Source organism: Nesiotobacter zosterae, from assembly GCF_033843645.1.
Taxonomy (GTDB): domain Bacteria; phylum Pseudomonadota; class Alphaproteobacteria; order Rhizobiales; family Stappiaceae; genus Pseudovibrio; species Pseudovibrio zosterae.
Genome location: NZ_JAWXVZ010000011.1, coordinates 24,577 through 44,391 on the forward strand (window position 1 = coordinate 24,577; position 19,815 = coordinate 44,391).

15 protein-coding genes are annotated in these 19,815 nt (G+C 55.6%); 8 read left to right on the forward strand and 7 right to left on the reverse strand.

The genetic code is table 11. The features are described from left to right. Window positions 1-136: 136 nt before the first annotated feature. Window positions 137-1,789, forward strand: coding sequence for a GMC family oxidoreductase (locus Q3Y58_RS15930; protein WP_319622913.1), 1,653 nt, complete (start codon window positions 137-139; stop codon window positions 1,787-1,789). A gap of 10 nt (window positions 1,790-1,799) precedes the next feature. Here the strand turns inward: Q3Y58_RS15930 and coaBC are convergent, their stop codons facing one another. After that, entirely contained in the window at window positions 1,800-3,008 is a 1,209-nt protein-coding gene (gene coaBC, locus Q3Y58_RS15935) for a bifunctional phosphopantothenoylcysteine decarboxylase/phosphopantothenate--cysteine ligase CoaBC (RefSeq protein ID WP_319622914.1), read from the reverse strand. A 146-nt stretch (window positions 3,009-3,154) separates the two neighbouring features. After that, window positions 3,155-4,384 carry a penicillin-binding protein activator gene (locus Q3Y58_RS15940; RefSeq protein WP_274217720.1) on the reverse strand — a complete coding sequence of 410 codons (1,230 nt, stop codon included), beginning with the start codon at window positions 4,382-4,384 and terminating at the stop codon, window positions 3,155-3,157. Window positions 4,385-4,621: 237 nt separating this feature from the next. On the opposite strand from Q3Y58_RS15940, the gene rsmI reads away from it, so the two are divergent. From rsmI to gshB, 3 genes are all read left to right on the forward strand, one after another. Then, window positions 4,622-5,548: a 16S rRNA (cytidine(1402)-2'-O)-methyltransferase gene (rsmI, locus tag Q3Y58_RS15945; protein ID WP_319622915.1), complete on the forward strand. Its 927-nt coding sequence runs from the start codon at window positions 4,622-4,624 to the stop codon at window positions 5,546-5,548. Continuing rightward, window positions 5,511-5,915: a YraN family protein gene (locus Q3Y58_RS15950; RefSeq protein WP_274217718.1), complete on the forward strand. Its 405-nt coding sequence runs from the start codon at window positions 5,511-5,513 to the stop codon at window positions 5,913-5,915. The genes rsmI and Q3Y58_RS15950 overlap by 38 nt, the downstream gene beginning before the upstream one ends. A gap of 127 nt (window positions 5,916-6,042) precedes the next feature. After that, complete coding sequence (gene gshB / locus Q3Y58_RS15955) at window positions 6,043-6,987, forward strand: glutathione synthase (protein WP_274217717.1); 945 nt, start codon at window positions 6,043-6,045, stop codon at window positions 6,985-6,987. Between the two features lie 81 nt (window positions 6,988-7,068). On the opposite strand, the gene Q3Y58_RS15960 is transcribed toward gshB, so the two are convergent. Both Q3Y58_RS15960 and Q3Y58_RS15965 read right to left on the reverse strand, forming a co-directional pair. Further along, window positions 7,069-8,238, reverse strand: a complete 1,170-nt coding sequence (locus Q3Y58_RS15960; RefSeq protein ID WP_319622916.1) for an aminotransferase class I/II-fold pyridoxal phosphate-dependent enzyme — start codon at window positions 8,236-8,238, stop codon at window positions 7,069-7,071. Window positions 8,239-8,247: 9 nt separating this feature from the next. Further along, a complete protein-coding gene (locus Q3Y58_RS15965; protein WP_319622917.1) occupies window positions 8,248-8,883 on the reverse strand; it encodes a helix-turn-helix transcriptional regulator in 636 nt (211 codons plus the stop codon). A gap of 187 nt (window positions 8,884-9,070) precedes the next feature. Between Q3Y58_RS15965 and Q3Y58_RS15970 the strand changes: the two genes are divergently transcribed. The 4 genes from Q3Y58_RS15970 to Q3Y58_RS15985 all read left to right on the forward strand — a co-directional run bounded on the left by Q3Y58_RS15970 (window position 9,071) and on the right by Q3Y58_RS15985 (window position 16,611). After that, the gene (locus Q3Y58_RS15970) at window positions 9,071-10,597 is read left to right on the forward strand and encodes a YifB family Mg chelatase-like AAA ATPase (protein ID WP_274217714.1); all 1,527 of its coding nucleotides are present in this window, start codon (window positions 9,071-9,073) and stop codon (window positions 10,595-10,597) included. A 74-nt stretch (window positions 10,598-10,671) separates the two neighbouring features. After that, complete coding sequence (locus tag Q3Y58_RS15975; protein ID WP_319622918.1) at window positions 10,672-12,954, forward strand: response regulator; 2,283 nt, start codon at window positions 10,672-10,674, stop codon at window positions 12,952-12,954. Between the two features lie 390 nt (window positions 12,955-13,344). Next, the gene (gene olsB, locus Q3Y58_RS15980; protein ID WP_274218298.1) at window positions 13,345-14,178 is read left to right on the forward strand and encodes a l-ornithine N(alpha)-acyltransferase; all 834 of its coding nucleotides are present in this window, start codon (window positions 13,345-13,347) and stop codon (window positions 14,176-14,178) included. A 144-nt stretch (window positions 14,179-14,322) separates the two neighbouring features. Beyond that, window positions 14,323-16,611: a transglycosylase domain-containing protein gene (locus Q3Y58_RS15985; RefSeq protein ID WP_319622919.1), complete on the forward strand. Its 2,289-nt coding sequence runs from the start codon at window positions 14,323-14,325 to the stop codon at window positions 16,609-16,611. Window positions 16,612-16,613: 2 nt separating this feature from the next. Here Q3Y58_RS15985 and Q3Y58_RS15990 read toward each other — a convergent pair whose 3' ends face one another. From Q3Y58_RS15990 to phaZ, 3 genes are all read right to left on the reverse strand, one after another. Further along, on the reverse strand, window positions 16,614-17,375 hold the full coding sequence (locus Q3Y58_RS15990) for a M48 family metallopeptidase (RefSeq protein ID WP_274217711.1): 762 nt from the start codon (window positions 17,373-17,375) through the stop codon (window positions 16,614-16,616). Window positions 17,376-17,520: 145 nt separating this feature from the next. After that, window positions 17,521-17,934, reverse strand: coding sequence for a DUF2852 domain-containing protein (locus Q3Y58_RS15995; protein WP_274217710.1), 414 nt, complete (start codon window positions 17,932-17,934; stop codon window positions 17,521-17,523). 149 nt (window positions 17,935-18,083) lie between these two features. Beyond that, the gene (gene phaZ / locus Q3Y58_RS16000; RefSeq protein ID WP_319622920.1) at window positions 18,084-19,649 is read right to left on the reverse strand and encodes a polyhydroxyalkanoate depolymerase; all 1,566 of its coding nucleotides are present in this window, start codon (window positions 19,647-19,649) and stop codon (window positions 18,084-18,086) included. Window positions 19,650-19,815: the final 166 nt, after the last annotated feature.

Consider the following 19,815-nt stretch of genomic DNA (forward strand, 5'->3'; position numbering starts at 1 on the left):
CTTCATTAGTACAATGAATTAGACCTATCGCCTAGTTTTCCGAGGCTTGCTCCCCTGCTGTGAGCCGGTCAAACTCTCCTTAGGTGACCTGCAATCAATAATTTTAGTTCACGGGCCACCTTGGGAGGGAGGACCCATGAACTTTGATTTTGTGATTGTTGGCGGTGGATCCGCTGGCAGTGTGCTTGCTGCCCGGCTTTCTGAAGATCCAAAAATTTCCGTATGTCTGGTTGAGGCAGGTGGGCAAGGCAAGTCCATTTTTGTGCGCGCTCCAATCGGGATTATCGCAATGGTACCCGGCAAACCATTTTCTCTGAACAACTGGTCATTTGAAACAGAGCCTCAAGCGGAGCTGAACAACCGGAGCATGTTTCAGCCTCGAGGAAAGGCATTGGGGGGCTCCAGCGCCATCAACGCCATGCTCTACATTCGTGGTCAGAAGGAGGACTACGAGGACTGGGCTCGTCTAGGTTGTGAGGGGTGGTCTTACGATGAAGTGCTGCCCTACTTTCTGCGCTCAGAGAACAACGAGCGAGGCCTCTCCGAGTTTCACAGTGACAACGGACCTCTGCAGGTCTCTAACCAGCGTTCACCACGCGCAATCGCGGAGGCCTACATTCGCGCATGCGAAGCCCACCAGATCCGTCGGAATGACGACTTTAACGGCGAAGATCAGGAAGGAGTTGGCCACTATCAAGTTACTCAATTTCATGACAAGGCGAAAAGAGGTGAGCGCTGTTCTGCCGCTGCCGCTTATCTTCACCCAATCATGGGACGCCCCAATCTAACTGTCCTCACCGGTGCTCGCGGCCGCCGCGTGCTGCTAAAAAATGGGCGCGCCACCGGCATTGAGATTTCCTGGAAGGGCAAACTACAAGAAATCACCGCAAACCGGGAAGTCCTTGTTTGTTCGGGCGCTTTCCAGTCCCCACACCTTCTGCAGCTTTCTGGCATCGGCCCTGAAGCTGAACTTAGACGGCACGGCATCAAGGTTGAACACAACCTTCCCGGCGTTGGGCAGAACCTTCAGGACCATCTGGACTACACAATCAGCTTCAAATCCAAGAGTCAGGACCTTGTGGGGCTGGGCATTCGGCCCACCTTGAAGCTCATTGGCGAAATGCTTCGCTGGCGTAAGGACGGTACGGGCATGATTGCCACCCCAGCGGCAGAAGGCGGCGCATTCTTCAAATCCAGCCCGCACGTCGATCGGCCAGACCTGCAACACCACTTCGCAATCGCCATTGTGGATCAACATGCGCGCAAACTGTACTACGGAACGGGTTACGGCTGCCACGTCTGCTTGTTGCGGCCAAAATCAAGAGGCGAGGTGGGTTTGAATTCGGCCGACCCGATGGCGCCGCCACGCATTGATCCGCGTTATCTGACAGAGCCGGAAGACCTTGATTTGATGGTAACGGGCCTGAAGAAAACGTTGGATGTGCTCGATCACCCAGAGTTTGACGCCTACCGTTTCAAACCTTTGCGGAAAATCGACCGTTCCGAGGCGGGGTTGCGCGCAGAGATACGCGCCCGGGCGGAAACCATTTATCATCCGGTCGGCACCTGCAAGATGGGACAGGATGAAATGGCCGTTGTTGACCCCGAGTTGAAAGTTCGGGGCATCGAAGGATTGCGCGTTGTGGACGCTTCGGTGATGCCGACGCTTATTTCAGGAAACACCAACGCTCCTACCATCATGATTGCCGAAAAAGCAGCTGACATGATCTTGGGCCGCGCACCTCTGCCTGCTTTCAGGCGCGCAGACCCGGTCACGACCTCAGCTTAATAAAAGCGCGTCAGCTGCCGAGCTTTTCAGCGATCTTTGCGATCAGCTTGGCAGCGACCTCTTCCTTGCCCATCTTCGGCCAATCCTCAACGCCATCCTCAGACACGATGCGAACGGTGTTCTCGCTACCGCCCATCACGTTGTTTTCCGGGCTTACGTCATTGGCGACAATAAGATCAGCGCCTTTACGTTGCAGCTTGCCGCGCGCGTTTTCGATCAAGTCATTGGTCTCGGCGGCAAAACCAACCACCAGCCCTGGCCGCAAGACCTTGCTGTTGCCTATCGTCGCCAGAATGTCCGGGTTCTCGACGAAATCCAGTGCCGGCACTTTTCCGGAGCCATCTTTCTTGATCTTCTGATGCGCATCGGACGCGACACGCCAGTCAGCCACAGCAGCCGCCATGATGGCGATATCAGCGGGCAGAGCCGATTGCACTGCGGCCAGCATTTCGCGGGCAGTTTCTACATGCACCACGTTCACGCCCTTGGGGTCCTTCAGCGTGACCGGACCAGACACCAGTGTCACATCCGCACCGGCCTGCGCGACCGCCTCAGCGATTGCATGCCCCTGACGACCTGAGGATCGATTGGCAATGTAGCGTACCGGATCGATCGGCTCGTGGGTTGGTCCAGAGGTAATCACCACCTTCTTGCCTGCCAGGGGCTTGATCGTGGCATTGAAGAACGCCTCGACAGCTTCCAAAATCTCCATAGGCTCAGCCATGCGGCCATAGCCAGCTTCGCCCTTTTCGGCCATTTCGCCCGCATTGGGCCCCACTGTCAAAATCCCGTCGCCCTGCAAGGTCTTCAAGTTGCGTTGGGTCGCGACGTGAGCCCACATGCGTGAGTTCATGGCTGGTGCAATCAACACGGGCTTGTCAGTTGCAAGCAGCACGCAGGATGCCAAATCATCCGCATGGCCACCCGCCATTTTGGCCATCATGTTGGCTGTGGCTGGTGCCACGACGATCAGATCCGCTTCGCGCGACAGGCGAATATGGCCAACGTCATGCTCAGCTTCCCGGTCAAAAAGATCCGTAAACACTTTTCCGCCGGTCAGGGCACCAACGGCAAGCGGCGTAATGAACTTTTGAGCACCTTCTGTCATCACCGCACGCACGGAAGCGCCGCGCTCTTGCAAGCGCCGGACCAAATCCAGCGACTTGTAGCAGGCGATCCCGCCCGTGATGATCAGAAGAATGCGCTTTCCCGAAAGCATCGACAGCTCCATGCTTGCTCAAAATACTCTTGGCTATTCCTAGCGGTAATTGCAGAAAAATGCACTCATGAGTTCAACGGACCTAGAACAAAAAAACCCGCGGGGCGGCGCCCTGCGGGTTTCTGAACTCGAAATTTGCGCTTCCCTCAGAACTGCGGAGCGAAAGACCGCGGTGCAGCGGCAATAGGTTCCGCCTTGCCCTGACTGGTAACAGCGTAAACAGCCAGACCACGCTCGCTCATCCCGGATGAGGTGAAGCGGAATACACCGTCGATTCCAAGGAAGCCGTCCTTGTTGGTCAAAACGCGATCGGTAAACCGGTCAGGCCCCGCAGAGCGCACGAGGCCCGCAGCAAGGATCGTCGCATCATAAGCCAGCGATGCGTTTCGCGCCGGTGGTTGGCCGAATGCCGAGGCATAGCGCTGACTGAACTGATCGAAACTACGGTTATCCGGACCGGGGAACCAGCTGCCCACCATAACCGGTGACTGCAGAATATCGCGGGTGTTCCACTGACCGCTGCCGATCAACTTCAACTCGCCAATGTTAGCCCCCTGTTCCGTAAGCACCTGCATGGCAAAAGGAGGCACACCGCCGCCCTCAGGTATGAACAACGTATCCACCTGACCAATGGAACGGGCAAGGCTCGTGACTTTCTGACGGATGTCGTTGGCATCCCCCGGCGTGTAGCGTTCAACCATAACAATGCGGCCATTGGTGCGACCAACTGCCTGTCTAAAAGTCGCTTCTGCAACGGCACCGTAGGAGTTGTTTGGCAGCAAGGCCGAATAGGAACGACGCTCTTGGTCGGCGGCGTAGCCAACGATGCGGTTTACATCTGATTCCGGCAGATAGCTGAGCAGATAGGTGCCGCGACCAGCCACATTCGTATCGCTTGAGAACCCAATGACGGGCACACCCGCGCTGCGCGCTACAGAACTTGCGCCCTCAACGGCCTGCGCGAAAACAGGACCCAATATCAGTTCAGCTCCCTCAGCGATGGCGGCGCTTGCAGCTGCCTGCCCGCCCTCGCGGGTGCCACGTGTATCTTTCACGAGAAGCTGAATGTCCGCACCCTGAAAATCTTGCAGGGCCATTTGCGCGGAGTTCTTGAAGAGTGTCGCAACCTCAGCAGAAGACTGGTTCTCACCCGTCATGGGAAGCAACAGTCCAACTCGGACCGCCCCATTCCCGATTACCTCACCGCTTACCTGTGCCGGACCGACCGGCTCGAACGGCGAGTTTGCTGGATTGTAAACATTCGAGTAGTTGGGCCCGGCAACACAACCAGCCAGCAGGGCAGCAGCGCCCACTGCAACGGCTTTAAGCGTTGTCTTGAAAAAACGACCCCGAGACGCGTTTTGCAAAGCGCTCATAAAATCCCCACCAATTCCTACGGCCCTAAATGATCTGGACCGTTTGCCATGCCCGGTCACATCTGCTCTTGATTTTTGCAGAAGATAGGACGCAATTACAGCCGCTACTACACTCATGTCGGGTCTTTTTTGCGATTACTGGCAATTTATGCCTCTATAAAATCGAGAAAGTGCCCGTTGTTCGCCAGATGTCCCACTTCACTTGTGCAAAACCAGCTTAAAGGAACGGTTCTCCCCATGGAACATGAACAAGCCGTTGCAACCAGAAGATTTTCCATTGGAGAAAACACATTCAATGCGCGTTCTATCCAGAGCGGCTTGTACATCGTTTCTACGCCAATCGGCAACTTGGGGGACATCACAGTCCGTGCATTGGAGACATTAGCCGCCTGTGATTTTGTCGCCTGCGAAGACACGCGCGTCACCGGAGTGCTGATGCAGCGCTTCGGTTTGAAAACACCGCTGATGACCTATCATGAGCATAATGCGGCCAAGCAGCGCCCCAAAATTTTGGAGGCACTGGAAGCTGGAAAGGCCATTGCGCTGGTTTCAGATGCTGGAACGCCGCTGATCTCCGATCCCGGCTACCGTCTCGTCAATGATGTTGTGGAAGCGGGCCATTCAGTATTCCCCATTCCTGGCGCATCGGCTCTGCTTACGGGCCTTGTCGGGGCAGGTCTTCCTTCTGACACGGTTTTATTTGCCGGCTTCTTGTCCCAAAAGGCAGGAGCGCGGCAAAAGCGACTTGAAGAGGCAAAGGACATTCCGGCCACTCTGATCTTCTATGAAAGCCCGCACCGTCTGTCCGCAACACTGGAAGATATGGCCCGCATTCTGGGGCCAGAGCGTCCCGGCGTCGTGGCGCGAGAGCTGACCAAGAAATTCGAAGAGTTTCAACGTGCGCCCCTCCAAGACCTTGTGGAGCGGTATTCCGGAGATCGCCCCAAGGGCGAAATTGTGATCCTTATTGGACCACCCGCCGAGAAAGAGCCGGATGCTGCCGATGCAGACCGACTGCTGCTGGAGGCACTTCAGACCATGCCTGTGAGTGCAGCAGCAAAAACAGTTTCCAAGGCGACTGGCTTAGAGCGGAAAACGCTGTACGCGCGGGCGATGGAGCTTAAAGATGGTGCATCAAACGAAGATGCCGGAGACGACGGCTAAGGATCGGCGTATTGCCGCGGAGCGAAAAGGCCACCGAGCCGAAGCGCTGGCGCGCTGGTACATGCGGCTCAAGGGCTATCGAGTTCTTGAGCAGCGCTACAAGACGAAGCAGGGCGAGATCGATCTGATCGCCCAGCGCGGAAAAACCATCGCTTTCGTTGAAGTAAAGGCACGTCGAACGGCAGAGGCCGCGATCGGTGCCATCACCCCACGCGCGCAGCATCGTATTGAAGCCGCAGCACGGCTTTGGCTTTCACACTCTGACATTCCGCCAGAAATGACGTACAGGTTTGATGCCGTGCTCATCATGCCCCGCAGGTGGCCTCAGCACATTCACAACCTGTTTGAAAGCCGAAGCTGCTTCTAATACAACTTTGTGAAGCCGCCCCCATAGACAAACGCTTTTGGCAACCGCATATCTTGCCTGACTAAAGCCACTCGCAATTTCCAAGGAACCGATAGTCCTCGCAGGTTCCACCCATAAGGAGCTTTCCATGGCCCTGAAAGTCGCCGTTCAGATGGACCATATTTCGTCCATTAACATTGCAGGTGATAGCGCTTTCGCGTTGATGCTTGAAGCGCAGAAGCGTGGGCACGAACTGTACCACTACACTCCTGATCGTCTCGCCCTCTGGGGGGAGAAGGTGATGTGTGCAGTGGAACCGGTTGAAGTGCGTGATGAGGTTGGCAACCACTTTTCGTTTGGCGAGAAAAGGCGTGTTGATCTTTCTGAAATGGATGTGGTCCTTATGCGTCAGGATCCACCATTTGACTTGTCCTACATCGCAGCCACTCACATTCTTGAGAAGATCCATCCAAAGACACTGGTGGTAAACAACCCCGTATCGGTGCGCAATGCACCGGAGAAGCTGTTCGTGACCCAGTTTACGGATCTGATGCCGCCAACCCTGATCACGCACGACAAGGACGAGATTGACGCTTTCCGTGCCGAGTATGGCGATATCGTCATGAAGCCCCTTTTTGGTCATGGCGGTGCAGCGGTGTTCCGTGTCACCAAAGACGACCTGAACTACGGCTCACTCTATGACTTCTTTGCCGCAACCTTCCGCGAGCCATGGGTCATTCAGCAGTTTCTGCCAAACGTAAAGCACGGCGACAAACGCATCTTGTTGGTGGATGGTGAGTTTGCTGGCGCAGTGAACCGCGTTCCAGCGGAGGGGGATCTGCGCTCCAACATGGTACGTGGCGGTTCACCAACGGATAGTGACCTGACAGATCGCGAACGCGAAATCTGCGCCCGCCTTGGCCCTGTCCTGAGAGAGCATGAGCTGTATCTGGTCGGCATCGACGTGATTGACGGCTACCTTACCGAGATCAACGTGACCGCACCAACGGGCATTCGCGCCATTGCAAAGCTCGGCGGCCCCGATGTTGCAGGAATGGTCTGGGACCGTTTGGAAGCCAAACGAGCTGGCTAAAGAACGCTCAGAACCAAAGTAATCAAGAGGGGGCGACCCCTCTTTTTCTTTGTCTTAAGGCGATGTGCGCAACCGCACCCACTACGCCTTGAATTGCGGATAGTGCGCCTCAAAATGCTGACGCATAGCAGTAAGCCCCTGCTCAAAGACAGCACCACGGCCAAAGCCTATGCGGAAGTGATCTTCAGGCACATCTCCCAGCTCCGAGCGATATATGGAGCCCGGCAACAGCAACACACCGCTAACCTCAAGCAGCTTCCTGCAGAATGCTTCACCGCCTTCAGGCCCTAGAAACCGAGGAAAGGCCACGCAGCCGCCCAGCGGCCGTGTCCACTCCACCAGCCCCGGATAGTCGGCAAAAAGCTGTTCCAGTGCCTCGACGTTTTTCTTTAGCAACGCATGGTTTCTGGCAAGGATCTGATCTCGTGACTTGAGCGCGATCAACGCCAGCGCTTCAGAAGGGGCGGAGTTACATATGGAGAGGTAATGCTTGTAGTGTTCAACCTTCTCAAGAAGCCCCAGATCTTGCGCGGCAATCCAGCCCACGCGAAGACCGGGCATGCCATAGGCTTTGGACATGACATTGAGCGAGATACCGCGCTCATAAATTTGAGCGACTTGCGGCAGACGATCTGCGGGATCGAGTTCCACTCCTCGATAAACTTCATCAACAAAGAGCCAAATGCCCCGTTCGCGGCACAGGGCGACGATCTCCTTCAAATCCTCATGGGGCAGTACCATGCCTGTCGGGTTCTGCGGGAAGTTGAGTGAAATCAGCTTGGTATTGGGCCGGATAGCCGCCCGAAGCTCATCCAGATCGAGCTTCCAGCGACCTCTCACCATTGCTTTCTTTATGGGAACGCCTGTCACCTCGCAGATTGCAAGCGGCACGGTCTCTGCGCTTTGATAGTTTGGCACCGTCGTAATCACGTGGTCGCCTGCTGACAGTAAAACCTTGGCGACGGCATAAAGACCTTCGGCGGCACCTGCCAGGCAAAGAATATTCTCTGCCGCCAATCCACTGTAAGTCTGGGCAATCTCATCTCGCAGCTGCGGCGCCCCCCAAGTCTGGGTGTACCCCAACCAAAGCTTGTCAAAGCGCTCTCGGTCTTCTGGAGCGGCCATTTGCAACAGGTCAGAGAGACTAAGACTTTCGATGTCGGAAGCGGTCATGTGATGACGCGCCTTGAACTCCCACTTGGAGAAAAACACTTCCAGCTCGAAATCGCGCATTGGCTGTGGACTTGTCATGGGAAACTCCTAGGCACGCTCGGCGGGAGCCGCACTTGCTCTGCATTGTTTGATGAGTGAATAGAGGCTGGCTCGTGAGATACCGAGGGCTTCAGCCACAAAATCTGCGGACCCGCGTGCAGCAAAGACATCCGCTGCCAGCAATCGACTGACAATGACTTGGCGTTCACTTCTTCGCAGCTGATTGAACGAGATTTTTAGCTCTTTCAGTGTGGCTGCGATGATTGCGTTTGTTACCTCGCGCCAGTCATTTTTGATGAATGCAGAGTCATTTATGTCTTGCGCTGTGCTGGTCAATTGAGCGAGCAAGTTCTTGGCCGCTTCCAGCGCATCGACACGCAGGTTCATGCACAGCAATGCTGCAGGCGCGCCGGTATCATCTCGTATCAATGCGGAAACGGAGCGCAACTTTGCTCCATCTGAGTTTGATTTCAGGTAGGGCCCGATTGTGTCATCCGCAGTCAAGTTCGCCTGAAAATCACCAATGTCTGTCAGACTATCGTCACCCGGCTTGCGGGGGGACATGGCGTTTACAAGGACCGCGATGCGCTGCGACTTCAAATCGTGGAGCACAACCTCGACCTGCCCGGGAAACAGGGCCGCGATGGCGTGGCAAACCGGCGTAAGTAACTCAAGTGACGACATGGCCTCAATCTGGATATTTCATATATAATAAGACAAATAGTCTATTCATCGTCACAGCGCAAATTTATCCTTGAGAATTCAAAGTGGCATTGCATTTCCCGCAGTATCCGGGGACTGAGTTCTGTGAATGTTCCTCGGTGAATTATGCAGCTAACCTGTCAACAGCGTTGGTTTCGGGGGCAGCGGCATGTTCGCCAGAGTTACAACAGTTGCGTTTCAAGGCATTCAAGCCGTGGATGTGGATGTGCAAGTGCAGATCGGTCCCGGCGCCATCTGTTTCACACTGGTTGGCTTGCCAGACAAGGCCGTTGCCGAGAGCCGCGAACGGGTGCGGTCTGCGCTCGTTGCATCCGGGCTGGCCCTCCCGGCAAAGCGGGTGACCGTCAATCTCGCCCCTGCGGACCTGCCAAAGGAAGGTTCTCACTATGATCTGCCCATTGCCCTAGGGCTGATGGTTGCCATGGGCGCTTTGCCGTCAGATGTACTAACCGATTATCTCGTTATTGGCGAACTAGCACTGGATGGGTCCATTACAGCAGTCAACGGCGCGCTCCCGGCTGCCATGGCTGCAAACGGGCAGGGTAAAGGCCTGATTTGCCCGGCAGTGTGCGGTCCTGAAGCCGCTTGGGCAAGCGGCGATATGAAGATCCTCGCACCTAACTCCCTCATACAGCTGGCAAATCACTTCAAGGGCACACAAGTCTTGAGCGCGCCGACGCCGGGTGTTTCGCCAAGCCCTCCAGACCAGAAGGACCTTTCGGAGATCCGCGGACAGGAGACTGCCAAGCGTGCATTGGAGATCGCAGCGGCTGGAGGGCACAATTTGCTTATGGTTGGGCCGCCCGGCTCAGGAAAATCCATGCTGGCGAGCCGTTTGCCATCCATTCTCCCCAAGCTAGAACCTCGAGAACTGCTTGAGGTTTCCATGATTGCCTCGATCGCTGGAGAACTGGCAGATGGGCAGCTCAGCAATCAGCGGCCTTTCCGTGCGCCCCACCATTCTGCGAGCATGGCTTCTCTGGTGGGGGGAGGGTTGCGTGCTCGCCCCGGAGAAATTTCGCTGGCTCACAACGGTGTCCTCTTTCTGGATGAGTTGCCAGAATTTCAACCACAAGTGCTCGACAGTCTTCGCCAACCCATTGAAAACGGGGAGGCTACGATCGTACGCGCCAACCACCGCGTTACCTATCCTTCGCGGGTGCAGTTGATTGCTGCCATGAACCCTTGCCGATGCGGCCATGCCGGTGAACCGGGCCACCAATGCAAGCGAGGGGATCGTTGTGCCGCGGACTATCAGGCCCGCGTTTCCGGTCCCTTTCTGGATCGTATCGATTTGCAGATTGAAGTCCCCGCTGTCTCTGCGCTGGATCTGATTGGCGCATCAAGCGCAGAAAGCTCCGCGCGCGTGGCAGAGCGTGTCATGCTGGCCCGAGAACGGCAGAAGGCGCGTTATGCCAAACTTGGCCTCCCCATCACCATGAACGCTCATGCCAGTGCACGTACCATCGAAGAGACAGTAGGCCTAAATGGGGCAGGAGAGGCACTCATGGCAGAAGCTGCCTCCAAGCTCCAACTTTCAGCCCGAGGGTTTCACAGGGTGCTAAAGCTTGCCCGCACGCTCGCGGATATGGATCAGAAGGATGATGTAGGTCATCATCACCTAGCAGAAGCATTGAGCTACCGCCAAAATCGGTTGATGTCGCTTGCTGCTTGAAACTCTGTTTTTACCCTTTGGCGCTACAACCAGAGCTGATCCGTTTTCAGGCTAATTTGTCAGAGTGTGAGTTGATGCAAGAAAGCCGAGAATCTGGCCCCTACAAAGAGCCTGCTGACCTGAAAGGGGCAACTTCCCTCGAAGCTATCAGACAGGTTGTGCCAACCACTCCGGCCTCCAAGACGTCAACCGTACTACGCCTCCTTTCGCTTGTAGCAGGTATTCTTGGTCTCGCGGTCTCACTGGGCCTTAGCTTTCAACCCTTGCCAGCTGCTGCTTTGGCACCTTGTATCGCGTTTCTCTCAGGGGCGATCGTCTTTCGCCGCTTTCCTGCTGCAGATGAAATTGCGCGATATTGGACCCGTCAGCAGGTGGAAAGTGAAGTCTCCGAACTGCCAGAGGGCCTCGAACTTGAGGACGTTTACAGCTCTGCCCTGCAAGAGGTGAACGCCCAGCACCAGAGTGTCCTGGAAGCGTTGGGTGCTATCGTCATTCGGCGCGATGGCGAAGGCCGTGTGCTCTACGTGAATGAGGCAGCGGCCCATGCGTTCAAGCCCGGCGACCAACCGCGGGTCGGTGAATTTCTCAAACTTCCAACCCTTTCTGGGGGCCTTACTTCGCACGCACCAGCAGTGAACGAGACGCCTTCCGAGGTTGAGATCGACACCCAAAAAGGGCCTCGATGGTTCTCCGTTCTCAATCTTCGGGTCAGTGACAGCAGTGGTGCTGCGCCCGTTTTGCAAACTATCCTTCGAGATGTCACCCAGCGCCGACGCGCAGAAGAAAAACTCCGTGAAGGGTTGAGCCAAGCCGCCATTGCGAACGAAGCCAAGTCGCGTTTTCTCGCAACGGTTAGCCATGAAATCCGAACGCCGCTCAATGGCATTTTGGGGATGGCAGGCCTATTGCGTGACACCCGGCTCAGCCCGGAGCAGAGGACATACGTCGATGCCGTCGATACCTCCGGTCAGGCCCTGCTGGTTCTCATTGACGAGTTGCTGGACTACTCCAAGATCGATGCGGACAAGCTTGCTTTGAACGTAAAGCCAACGAACTTGCGTAGTGTCGTCGACGGAGTGGTGGAGCTTCTTGCGCCCAAAGCCCAAGACAAGGGGCTGGAAATCGGTGCATTCATTGACCACGAGCTGCCCGAGATCGTGGAAATTGATGAAGCACGCATACGCCAGATACTTCTCAACCTCGCTGGCAACGGTATCAAATTTACCGAGAAGGGCGGTATTTCCGTTCTGGTTGAGAAAGATGAAAGGGCCTTAGCTCAAGTCGGCCAGATCCCACTGAAGATCAGCATCTCGGACACCGGACCTGGTTTTAGTGAAGAACAAGCTGCCCGCATATTCAATGAGTTCGAACAGCTGGATCATGGCCGCACGCGCAAGTTTGGCGGCACTGGCCTGGGCCTTGCGATTTCTCAAAGGCTCGCACAGTTGATGGATGGAACGATCTCGGCGCAGGGAGAACCGGGTAAAGGGGCAACCTTTACCCTTCGGCTGCCGGTCACCGCAGTTGAGGAGCCCTACAAAAGGCCAGAGGCAGAGCTGGAGGGCACCAAGGTCTTGCTCCTTTCCAGTGGCGCAACAGAAGCACCCTTGATTGCAAGATGCCTGCAACAACATGGATGCACGGTACAAGAACTCTCTGGTGACTCCAGCGATGTGTGGAATGCCCTTTCTCAAGCCAGCTTGCTGATCGTGTGCGAACAGGCTGTCGCCAACATGGCCAGCTGGCTGGAGATCGCCAAAACGCACCAACCAGAACTCAAGTGCATAGTGGTGGTTGCTCCTTCTGAGAGAGACAAACTCCCGCAGTTAAAGGCAATCGGCTTCGATGCTTATCTGGTTCGCCCCGTGCGTGGCTCCTCGCTATTGACAGTCGCCGATAAACTGGTGAACGGGGACGCCATGGACCAGATTAGTGAGGCGGCTGACCCTGAGCGTTCTCTGGTCCACACTGAGACTACACTGGCCAAAAGTGCATTGCGGTTTCTTGTCGCCGAGGACAATGAGATCAACCGCATGCTTACCGGTGCCCTGCTGAAGAAGATGGGTCATCAGACACACTTCGTCGGCAATGGGGAGGAAGCGGTGAACGCAGCACTGAGTGGCGATTTCGATGCGGTGCTCATGGATTTGCATATGCCGGGCATTGATGGGGTCACGGCGGTCCGTCAGATCCGCAGTGCAGATAACCCCAGAGCCTTAAGCCTCCCCATCATCGTGGTGACAGCAGATGTGCTCCCAGAAACACGAGCAGCCGCACTCGATGCGGGCGCAAATGGGTTCATAACGAAACCGCTGAACTTCACCGACCTAGCTAACATTCTGAATAGCGTTTATTGATCATCAACAGCTTTGGCGCGTAAATTTACCCTGCGTCTCAACTCAGCAAGACAGCCACTTTCTGCCCGTTTGACGCTAGGTAAAACTAAGGTGACTGAAAAACTGGGAGTAACTTTAGGCCATGTCATGCTACTGTATGAATAGGGATTTACGGCAATCCTAGTATAAAGGACTGGGGAACGACCTTCTCGCAAGGTGCATTGCATTTGACAAAGTCGACTGGACGGTCGGCTAGAAATTGCAGCATCTGCAAGTCAGGTCTCAGGAGACGCGGGTTAGATGAACGGATCTGGGCTGTTTTCGCCAAGGAATATTGTTAGGAAGTTCGCTCCATTGAAAGCCAATGGGATCGGGCCCGGCCGGTGGACGCCAACACCGCTCAAAGCACGTATGATGCACAACGCGCCGCTAAGCTTGGGCCGCGTTGGTTCCCTTGAGGTGCGTCAGGCAGAAAACTGGAAGGAAGTAAAGCACTCCCAGCGCCTGCGCTATCACGTCTTCTACGAAGAGATGTCTGCAATCGCAGACGCGCAGACCATGCTGACGCGCCGCGACAAAGATGCCTACGATGCCATCTGCGATCATCTTTTGGTTGTAGACCATGACAGCCTCGTCAAAACAAAGCCGTTCAGCAAGCCGAAGCCACAAATTGTTGGCACCTATCGCATGCTCCGTCAGAATGTTGCGGACATGAACGGCGGTTTCTACACGGCTGGCGAGTATGACATTCAGCCTCTTCTGGAACGCCATTCCCACGCAAATTTCATGGAGCTAGGCCGCTCGTGCGTCTTGAAGCCCTACCGCAACAAGAAGACAGTTGAACTACTGTGGCATGGCATCTGGTCTTACGTGCTCATGCATAATGTTGACGTGATGATCGGCTGTGCCTCCATTGAAGGCACGGATCCCGATCGCCTGTCCGAGCAGCTTTCCTTCCTGCACCACTATGCGCAGGCACCAGAGGAATGGCGCGTGAGCGCGCTTCCAGATCTGCATGTGGACATGAACCGCATGCCGAAGGACAAGGTTGACCAACGCTCTGCGTTGCGTGCATTGCCGCCGCTGATCAAAGGCTATCTGCGCCTTGGCGCATACATTGGTGATGGCGCTGTCGTCGACCACCAGTTCGGCACCACGGACGTTCTTATTGTCATGCCGGTGTCTGCACTCAACTCTCGTTATGTTAACTATTACGGCGCTGACGCCAGCCGGTACGCCAGCTGATTTTTTCCGCACATTTCTGCCATTTGTGCGCTGAGGATAACTGCGGTTAAGGAAAAACCGCAGTTCTTCTTTAACGTCGCTTTAAACCCCCTGATTTAGCGTTGGTTTACCAAGAACTACGGAATTCAGGGGTCATCGCGTATCATGTCGCAGCGCCGCTCAGGGCCAAGACGGGTTGAACCAACGCTCGGAGAACCGAGTGCGCGCCGTGCACGCGCGCCCGGCCCAGCTGGTGCCCCTCGCAAACCACAGCCCCCAAAGCGTCCAAGCCCCACCCCGCAAGCCAAGGCTGCCCCACAACCAAAGCCTCGACCGCGGCCTACAGCAGCCAAAGCCGCCGCGCCAGCGCGCAAAGCCCCACCACAAGTCGCCCAAAAGCCAAAAAGGCGTCCAGCCTCGGCGCGGCCGTCTCCCAAAGCCCGCCAACAAACACTTGCGGCTCTGGAGGCTGCAACGCGCGGCTCAGGGCGAGGAAAGCGGCAATCGCCGAGCTTTCTATGGCGTGCGACCAAGTTCGTTGCTTACTGGAGCGTCGTGGCGGGCATCTGGGGCGTGCTCGTCGTTGCAGGCATTCTGACCTATTACGCAGCACATCTGCCGCCTGCGTCAGAGTGGGCTGTGCCAAAGCGACCGCCTAACGTTCAGATCGTGGCAGCAAACGGCACCCTGATAGGCAACCGGGGCGACACCGGCGGCGAAGCCATTCGTCTGCAACAACTTCCGCCCTATCTGCCGCAAGCCGTTCTCGCGATCGAAGATCGGCGGTTTTATTCTCATTTCGGCATCGATCCAATCGGACTATTGCGTGCCGCATACACCAACTACCGAAGTGGATCGACCGTGCAGGGCGGGTCAACGCTCACCCAACAGCTTGCCAAGAACCTGTTCTTGAACCCCGAACGGACCATTCAACGTAAGATGCAGGAAGTGGTCATGTCCTTGTGGCTGGAAGCCAATTACAGCAAGGACGAGATCCTGGAAATGTACCTCAACCGCGTTTATCTTGGCGCGGGGGCATATGGCGTTGACGCTGCATCGCGGCGTTATTTTGACAAATCCGCACGTTTGGTGACCCTTTCTGAAGCAGCTACGCTCGCAGGGTTGTTGAAGGCACCTTCACGGCTCTCGCCGAGCCGCAACCCGCAAGCAGCGGAAGATCGCTCGCAAGTGGTAATTGCCGCCATGCTGGATGCTGGCTTCATTACAGAAACGCAGGCCAAGAATGCCTTGATGGACGGCTTTGCGGTAGCGCACGACTTCAACCGGGGCAGCGAAAACTATGTCGCCGACTATGTAATGGACGTGCTGCCAAGCTTCATTGGCAAGATTGATCAAGATATCATCGTCGAGACCACGGTGGATATGGATATGCAGCGCGCTGCCGAAGACGCGCTGCGGAATGCCCTTTACAATTTCGAGAAGGATCATGGTGCCCGTCAAGGGGCAGTGGTCACCTTAAACCGCAATGGCGCCATTCGCGCCATGGTGGGTGGCGGCGACTACAGCCGCAGCCAGTACAACCGCGCAGCCTACGCCAAGCGCCAGCCGGGCTCGGCCTTCAAGCCTTTCGTGTTCCTCACGGCATTGGAGAACGGCTACACGCCGAACACTGTGCGCAACGACAGACCGATCACCTACCGTGGCTGGTCCCCCAAGAACTACAACAATCGCTATTATGGAGACGTCACGCTGACCTTGGCACTCGCCAAGTCCATGAACTCGGTTGCCGTGCAATTGGCGAACGAAACCGGCCCCAAAAGGGTCATCAGCACGGCTCGCCGCCTTGGCATCTCATCACCGCTCACCAGCAACCCCTCTCTGGCCCTTGGCACCTCCGAAGTAACGCCTCTGGAAATCGCAGGTGCCTATGTGCCGTTTTCCAATGGCGGATTTGGCATTGTGCCGCATGTGGTGCGCAAAATAAGCACCGAGGATGGCCGGACGCTCTACACAAGACGTGGAGATGGGACTGGCCGCGTCATCAGCGCCGAAAAAGTGGGTCAAATGAACCTGATGATGGCCAACACCATGCGGGTTGGTACAGGCCGGAAGGCGGCCCTCGATAGTCGCCCCTCCGGAGGCAAAACCGGCACAACGCAAGGCTCTCGTGACGCCTGGTTCATTGGCTACACCGCTTCACTTACAACGGCTGTTTGGGTCGGAAATGACGATAACTCGCCCACGAACAAGGTTACCGGCGGCGGTCTGCCAGCAGAGATCTGGCATGAAACCATGCAAGCTTCACACAGGGGCGTGCCAGTAGCAGCGCTTCCAGGCGTGCCGCTGTACTTTGACTCACCTTCACCCATCGCCCGTCCAAATGAGGGTGCTTTACCTCCGCCAAGCCATGTGGGTAGCATTCAGCCATCTCAGCAGCCCGCCCGTACTGGCGGTCCGTTGAATCTGCTGGGCCGGATCTTTGGAGGCGGATAGGTCTAGTTAATCAGATGCAACTGGGCCCCATGGGCCTTCAGCCAGTTTTGCGCCGTTCGGGTGTGTGGTGCCAGTTCATAGCAGAGCTTCCAGAATGCATCTGAATGGTCCATATGCATGAGGTGAGCAACCTCGTGTGCCGCCACGTACTCCAGAATGTCGGGCGGGGCCAGAATGAGCCGCCAAGAAAAGGAAAGTCTTCCGTTCGAAGCACAGGACCCCCAGCGCGATTTGGTATCGCGCACCGAGATCGCAGTCGCTTGGCGGCCAATCCGGGCCGTATACCGCGCAACAGCGGCCTCCAGATCCTTGCGGGCTTCTTCCTTGTAGAACTTAATCAGCTTGCGGCCCAAGGCCTGTGGCTCACCGGGAACGATCAAGACCGCCCCTTCTTCCGTTTCCACGGCCTCGACAAGGCCGCGAAGTTTACCAGAACTCTTCAGTGTGTAGCTTTTGCCACGCAACGGCACCGGGACGCCCTCGACCAACTCAGCCTTCGGGGCGCGCTTTGAGAGGCGCTCCTCGATCCACAAGGCCTGCTTTTCTGCAAATCTTTGCGCAGTTGAAAGTGTCCCGCCATGAGGCACCGTCAACACCGGAGCATCGTCTTCCATGGGTAGGCGTAAGATGTACTTCCGCGCCCTTGGGTTGCGGCGCAGCTTGACCGAGATTTCCCGATCAGACAATGCCACCGTTATGGCTTCCGGAAGGGCTTTGCGGTCTCGAAAAATGGCAGTATTCCAGTCTTTCTCGAAGGTGTCCACGACACCTGAGTTAGCAGCACCGCCAAAATTTAGGCGCGAGAACCGGCAAAAGCAATCATCATTGCCACCCCAAATTGGAATATGCCCATTAACAGCGAAAGGGGCACATATCGCGCCCCTCTACCAAGAATCTGATCAACAGCGGTTATGATGCCGTAGTTGCATCACCAGCAGGGCGACCGCCGCGTGCGGCCATAAATCGATCAAACTCTTCCTTGTCACGTGCGCGGCGGAGTTCCTTCATGTAGTTGTCGAAGTCCTCGCGCATTGCATCCAGCTTGCGGCGCTCTTCTTCCAACCGCTTCAGCTCAGCTTCACGGTAGTCATCAAAAGCAACATTTCCCGTTGGAGCATAGCCTGACATCGTATTCACCGCGTCTTTGATGGGATTGGCTTTCCATGCCGTTTCCGCCTGCTTCTTGAACTCGGGAAATTTGTCTCCCCACAAGATGTAGGCAAGCATTGCCAAGCCAAGAGGCCAGAAAACGATAAATCCTAGCACCATTAAAGCTATGGTTGCCGGAGTCCAAGCTGGACGAATTACTCCTTGGTGGGTCATAAAATTCCTCCTAAGCAAGACCACATACATGAAGTGGGCTGTCGATAACGGAATTTCAAGTGACTTCACCTTGGCGTGAGCCGCAAAGCGGCTCACGAAAACAAAAGGCTACATGAAAATAATGGTTTAAGGGCGCTAAAAATCTAGCGCTAGCCTTCTTCGGTGAGCTTTTTCGCCTGTTCCACCCAACCTTCTCGCAGGATGCGGCCATCAAGCTTTTCATCGAGCGACTGAGCTTGCTCGGGTGTGAGCGCAGCAACTTGCCACAGATGGAAAATGCCTGCCTGGTTCAGCTCGTTTTCCAGTTTCGGCCCGACGCCGGTGATCTGCTTGAGATCATCGACAACCCCTTCGGTTTGCTCAAGGATGATGCTGTCCTTGATGTCCGATGCGGTTTGCGCTTCCTCACCAGAGCCCTTCGCGGATGGTGCAGCACCCGCCAATTGCCTTTGGCGCTCTCGCTCCACCTGCACTGGAATACAGCCCAGCTTCGGATGTGATTTGATGAAGTCAACAATGCGCGGTGCAATCTCGGACCGATAGCGAGAACCGTTAAACACGCCGTAGTGACCCACATTGGGCTGCACATAGTGCGCGCGCTTCTCGTCACCCAGTTTTGTTGCCAATGTGTGTGCAGCATGGGTCTGACCCACGCCAGAGATGTCATCTTTTTCACCTTCAACGGTGAAAATGGCTGTGCGGGTGATGTGACTTGGATCAACGAGATGGCCGTGATGGGTCAACTCACCTTTCGGTAGTGCATGCTCGATAAAGACCTTTTCTACCGTTTGAAGGTAGAATTCCGCGGTCATGTCCATAACGGCAAGATACTCGTCGTAGAACTCGCGGTGCTTTTCAGCGCTGTCGCCATCCCCTTCTACCAGATGCTGAAAGAAGTCTCTGTGCGCCACCATGTGGCGGTCCAGATTCATGCCCATGAAGCCGGAGAGCTGCAAGAAACCGGGATAAACCTGTCGCATAAAGCCTTTATGCGGAAATGGCACATCCATGATCACATTGCGCTTGAACCACTTGATGCCCTTCTTGATGGCCAAGTCGTTTACTGCTGTCGGCGCAACGCGGGTGTCGATAGGTCCACCCATAAGCGTCATTGTGGAGGGTGCACATGGATTGTTTTGTTCTTCCATGCGCGCAACCGCTGCATAGACCGGAACAGAAGGCTGACAGACGGCCAGAACATGAGTGTCTGGGCCGAGGAACTCAAGCATCTCAATGATATAATCGATATAGTCGTCGAGATCGAACTTGCCTTCGGCCACCGGAACCTGACGCGCATCCTCCCAATCCGTGATGTAGACATCAAGATCGGGCAGCAATGCCTCAACGGTCCCACGCAACAATGTGGCAAAGTGGCCGGACATCGGAGCTACAATCAATAGCTTCGGGTCTTCCTCGCGCCCTTTTGGCAAATCTCGTTTGAAGTGAAGCAGATCACAGAAGGTCTTGCGTAGAACAACTTCTTCAAGAACATCGACGCGTTGCCCAGAGACCAGAGTGGTGTCCAGACCGAACTCAGGCTTACCGTAACGCCGTGTCACGCGCTCCAGCAGTTCGCAAGAGGCGGCAACCGTTCGGCCCATTTGAGTATGGGTAAATGGATTAAGCGGATTTTGAAAATAAATTTTCGTTGCGTCCGCCGCCGCCCGAACGGGGGACATCATCGCATGATTAAGCTCATAGAGTTGGTAGAACATCACCAATATTCCTCCGGTCGGCCATTCTTTTTGTTGTACTCCCCCAACGCAAAGAAAGGGCCAACGTATATTGCATTGCAACAGACTACGGCAGCTTTCGTAGTGAGTGCAATATATACGCATGTCTACAGAGAGACTAAAGTTGACGCTCGCGTAAGTTCAAGGG

What these genes read in the sequence shown, in the direction of transcription:
- gshB (WP_274217717.1), top strand. Translation starts at nt 6,043, where the DNA reads ATGGCCCTGAAAGTCGCCGTTCAGATGGACCATATTTCGTCCATTAAC.
- rsmI (WP_319622915.1), top strand. Translation starts at nt 4,622, where the DNA reads ATGGAACATGAACAAGCCGTTGCAACCAGAAGATTTTCCATTGGAGAA.
- phaZ (WP_319622920.1), bottom strand. Translation starts at nt 19,649, where the DNA reads ATGTTCTACCAACTCTATGAGCTTAATCATGCGATGATGTCCCCCGTT.
- Q3Y58_RS15940 (WP_274217720.1), bottom strand. Translation starts at nt 4,384, where the DNA reads ATGAGCGCTTTGCAAAACGCGTCTCGGGGTCGTTTTTTCAAGACAACG.
- Q3Y58_RS15930 (WP_319622913.1), top strand. Translation starts at nt 137, where the DNA reads ATGAACTTTGATTTTGTGATTGTTGGCGGTGGATCCGCTGGCAGTGTG.
- Q3Y58_RS15965 (WP_319622917.1), bottom strand. Translation starts at nt 8,883, where the DNA reads ATGTCGTCACTTGAGTTACTTACGCCGGTTTGCCACGCCATCGCGGCC.
- Q3Y58_RS15970 (WP_274217714.1), top strand. Translation starts at nt 9,071, where the DNA reads ATGTTCGCCAGAGTTACAACAGTTGCGTTTCAAGGCATTCAAGCCGTG.
- Q3Y58_RS15960 (WP_319622916.1), bottom strand. Translation starts at nt 8,238, where the DNA reads ATGACAAGTCCACAGCCAATGCGCGATTTCGAGCTGGAAGTGTTTTTC.
- Q3Y58_RS15985 (WP_319622919.1), top strand. Translation starts at nt 14,323, where the DNA reads ATGTCGCAGCGCCGCTCAGGGCCAAGACGGGTTGAACCAACGCTCGGA.
- olsB (WP_274218298.1), top strand. Translation starts at nt 13,345, where the DNA reads ATGATGCACAACGCGCCGCTAAGCTTGGGCCGCGTTGGTTCCCTTGAG.
- Q3Y58_RS15950 (WP_274217718.1), top strand. Translation starts at nt 5,511, where the DNA reads ATGGTGCATCAAACGAAGATGCCGGAGACGACGGCTAAGGATCGGCGT.
- coaBC (WP_319622914.1), bottom strand. Translation starts at nt 3,008, where the DNA reads ATGCTTTCGGGAAAGCGCATTCTTCTGATCATCACGGGCGGGATCGCC.
- Q3Y58_RS15975 (WP_319622918.1), top strand. Translation starts at nt 10,672, where the DNA reads ATGCAAGAAAGCCGAGAATCTGGCCCCTACAAAGAGCCTGCTGACCTG.
- Q3Y58_RS15995 (WP_274217710.1), bottom strand. Translation starts at nt 17,934, where the DNA reads ATGACCCACCAAGGAGTAATTCGTCCAGCTTGGACTCCGGCAACCATA.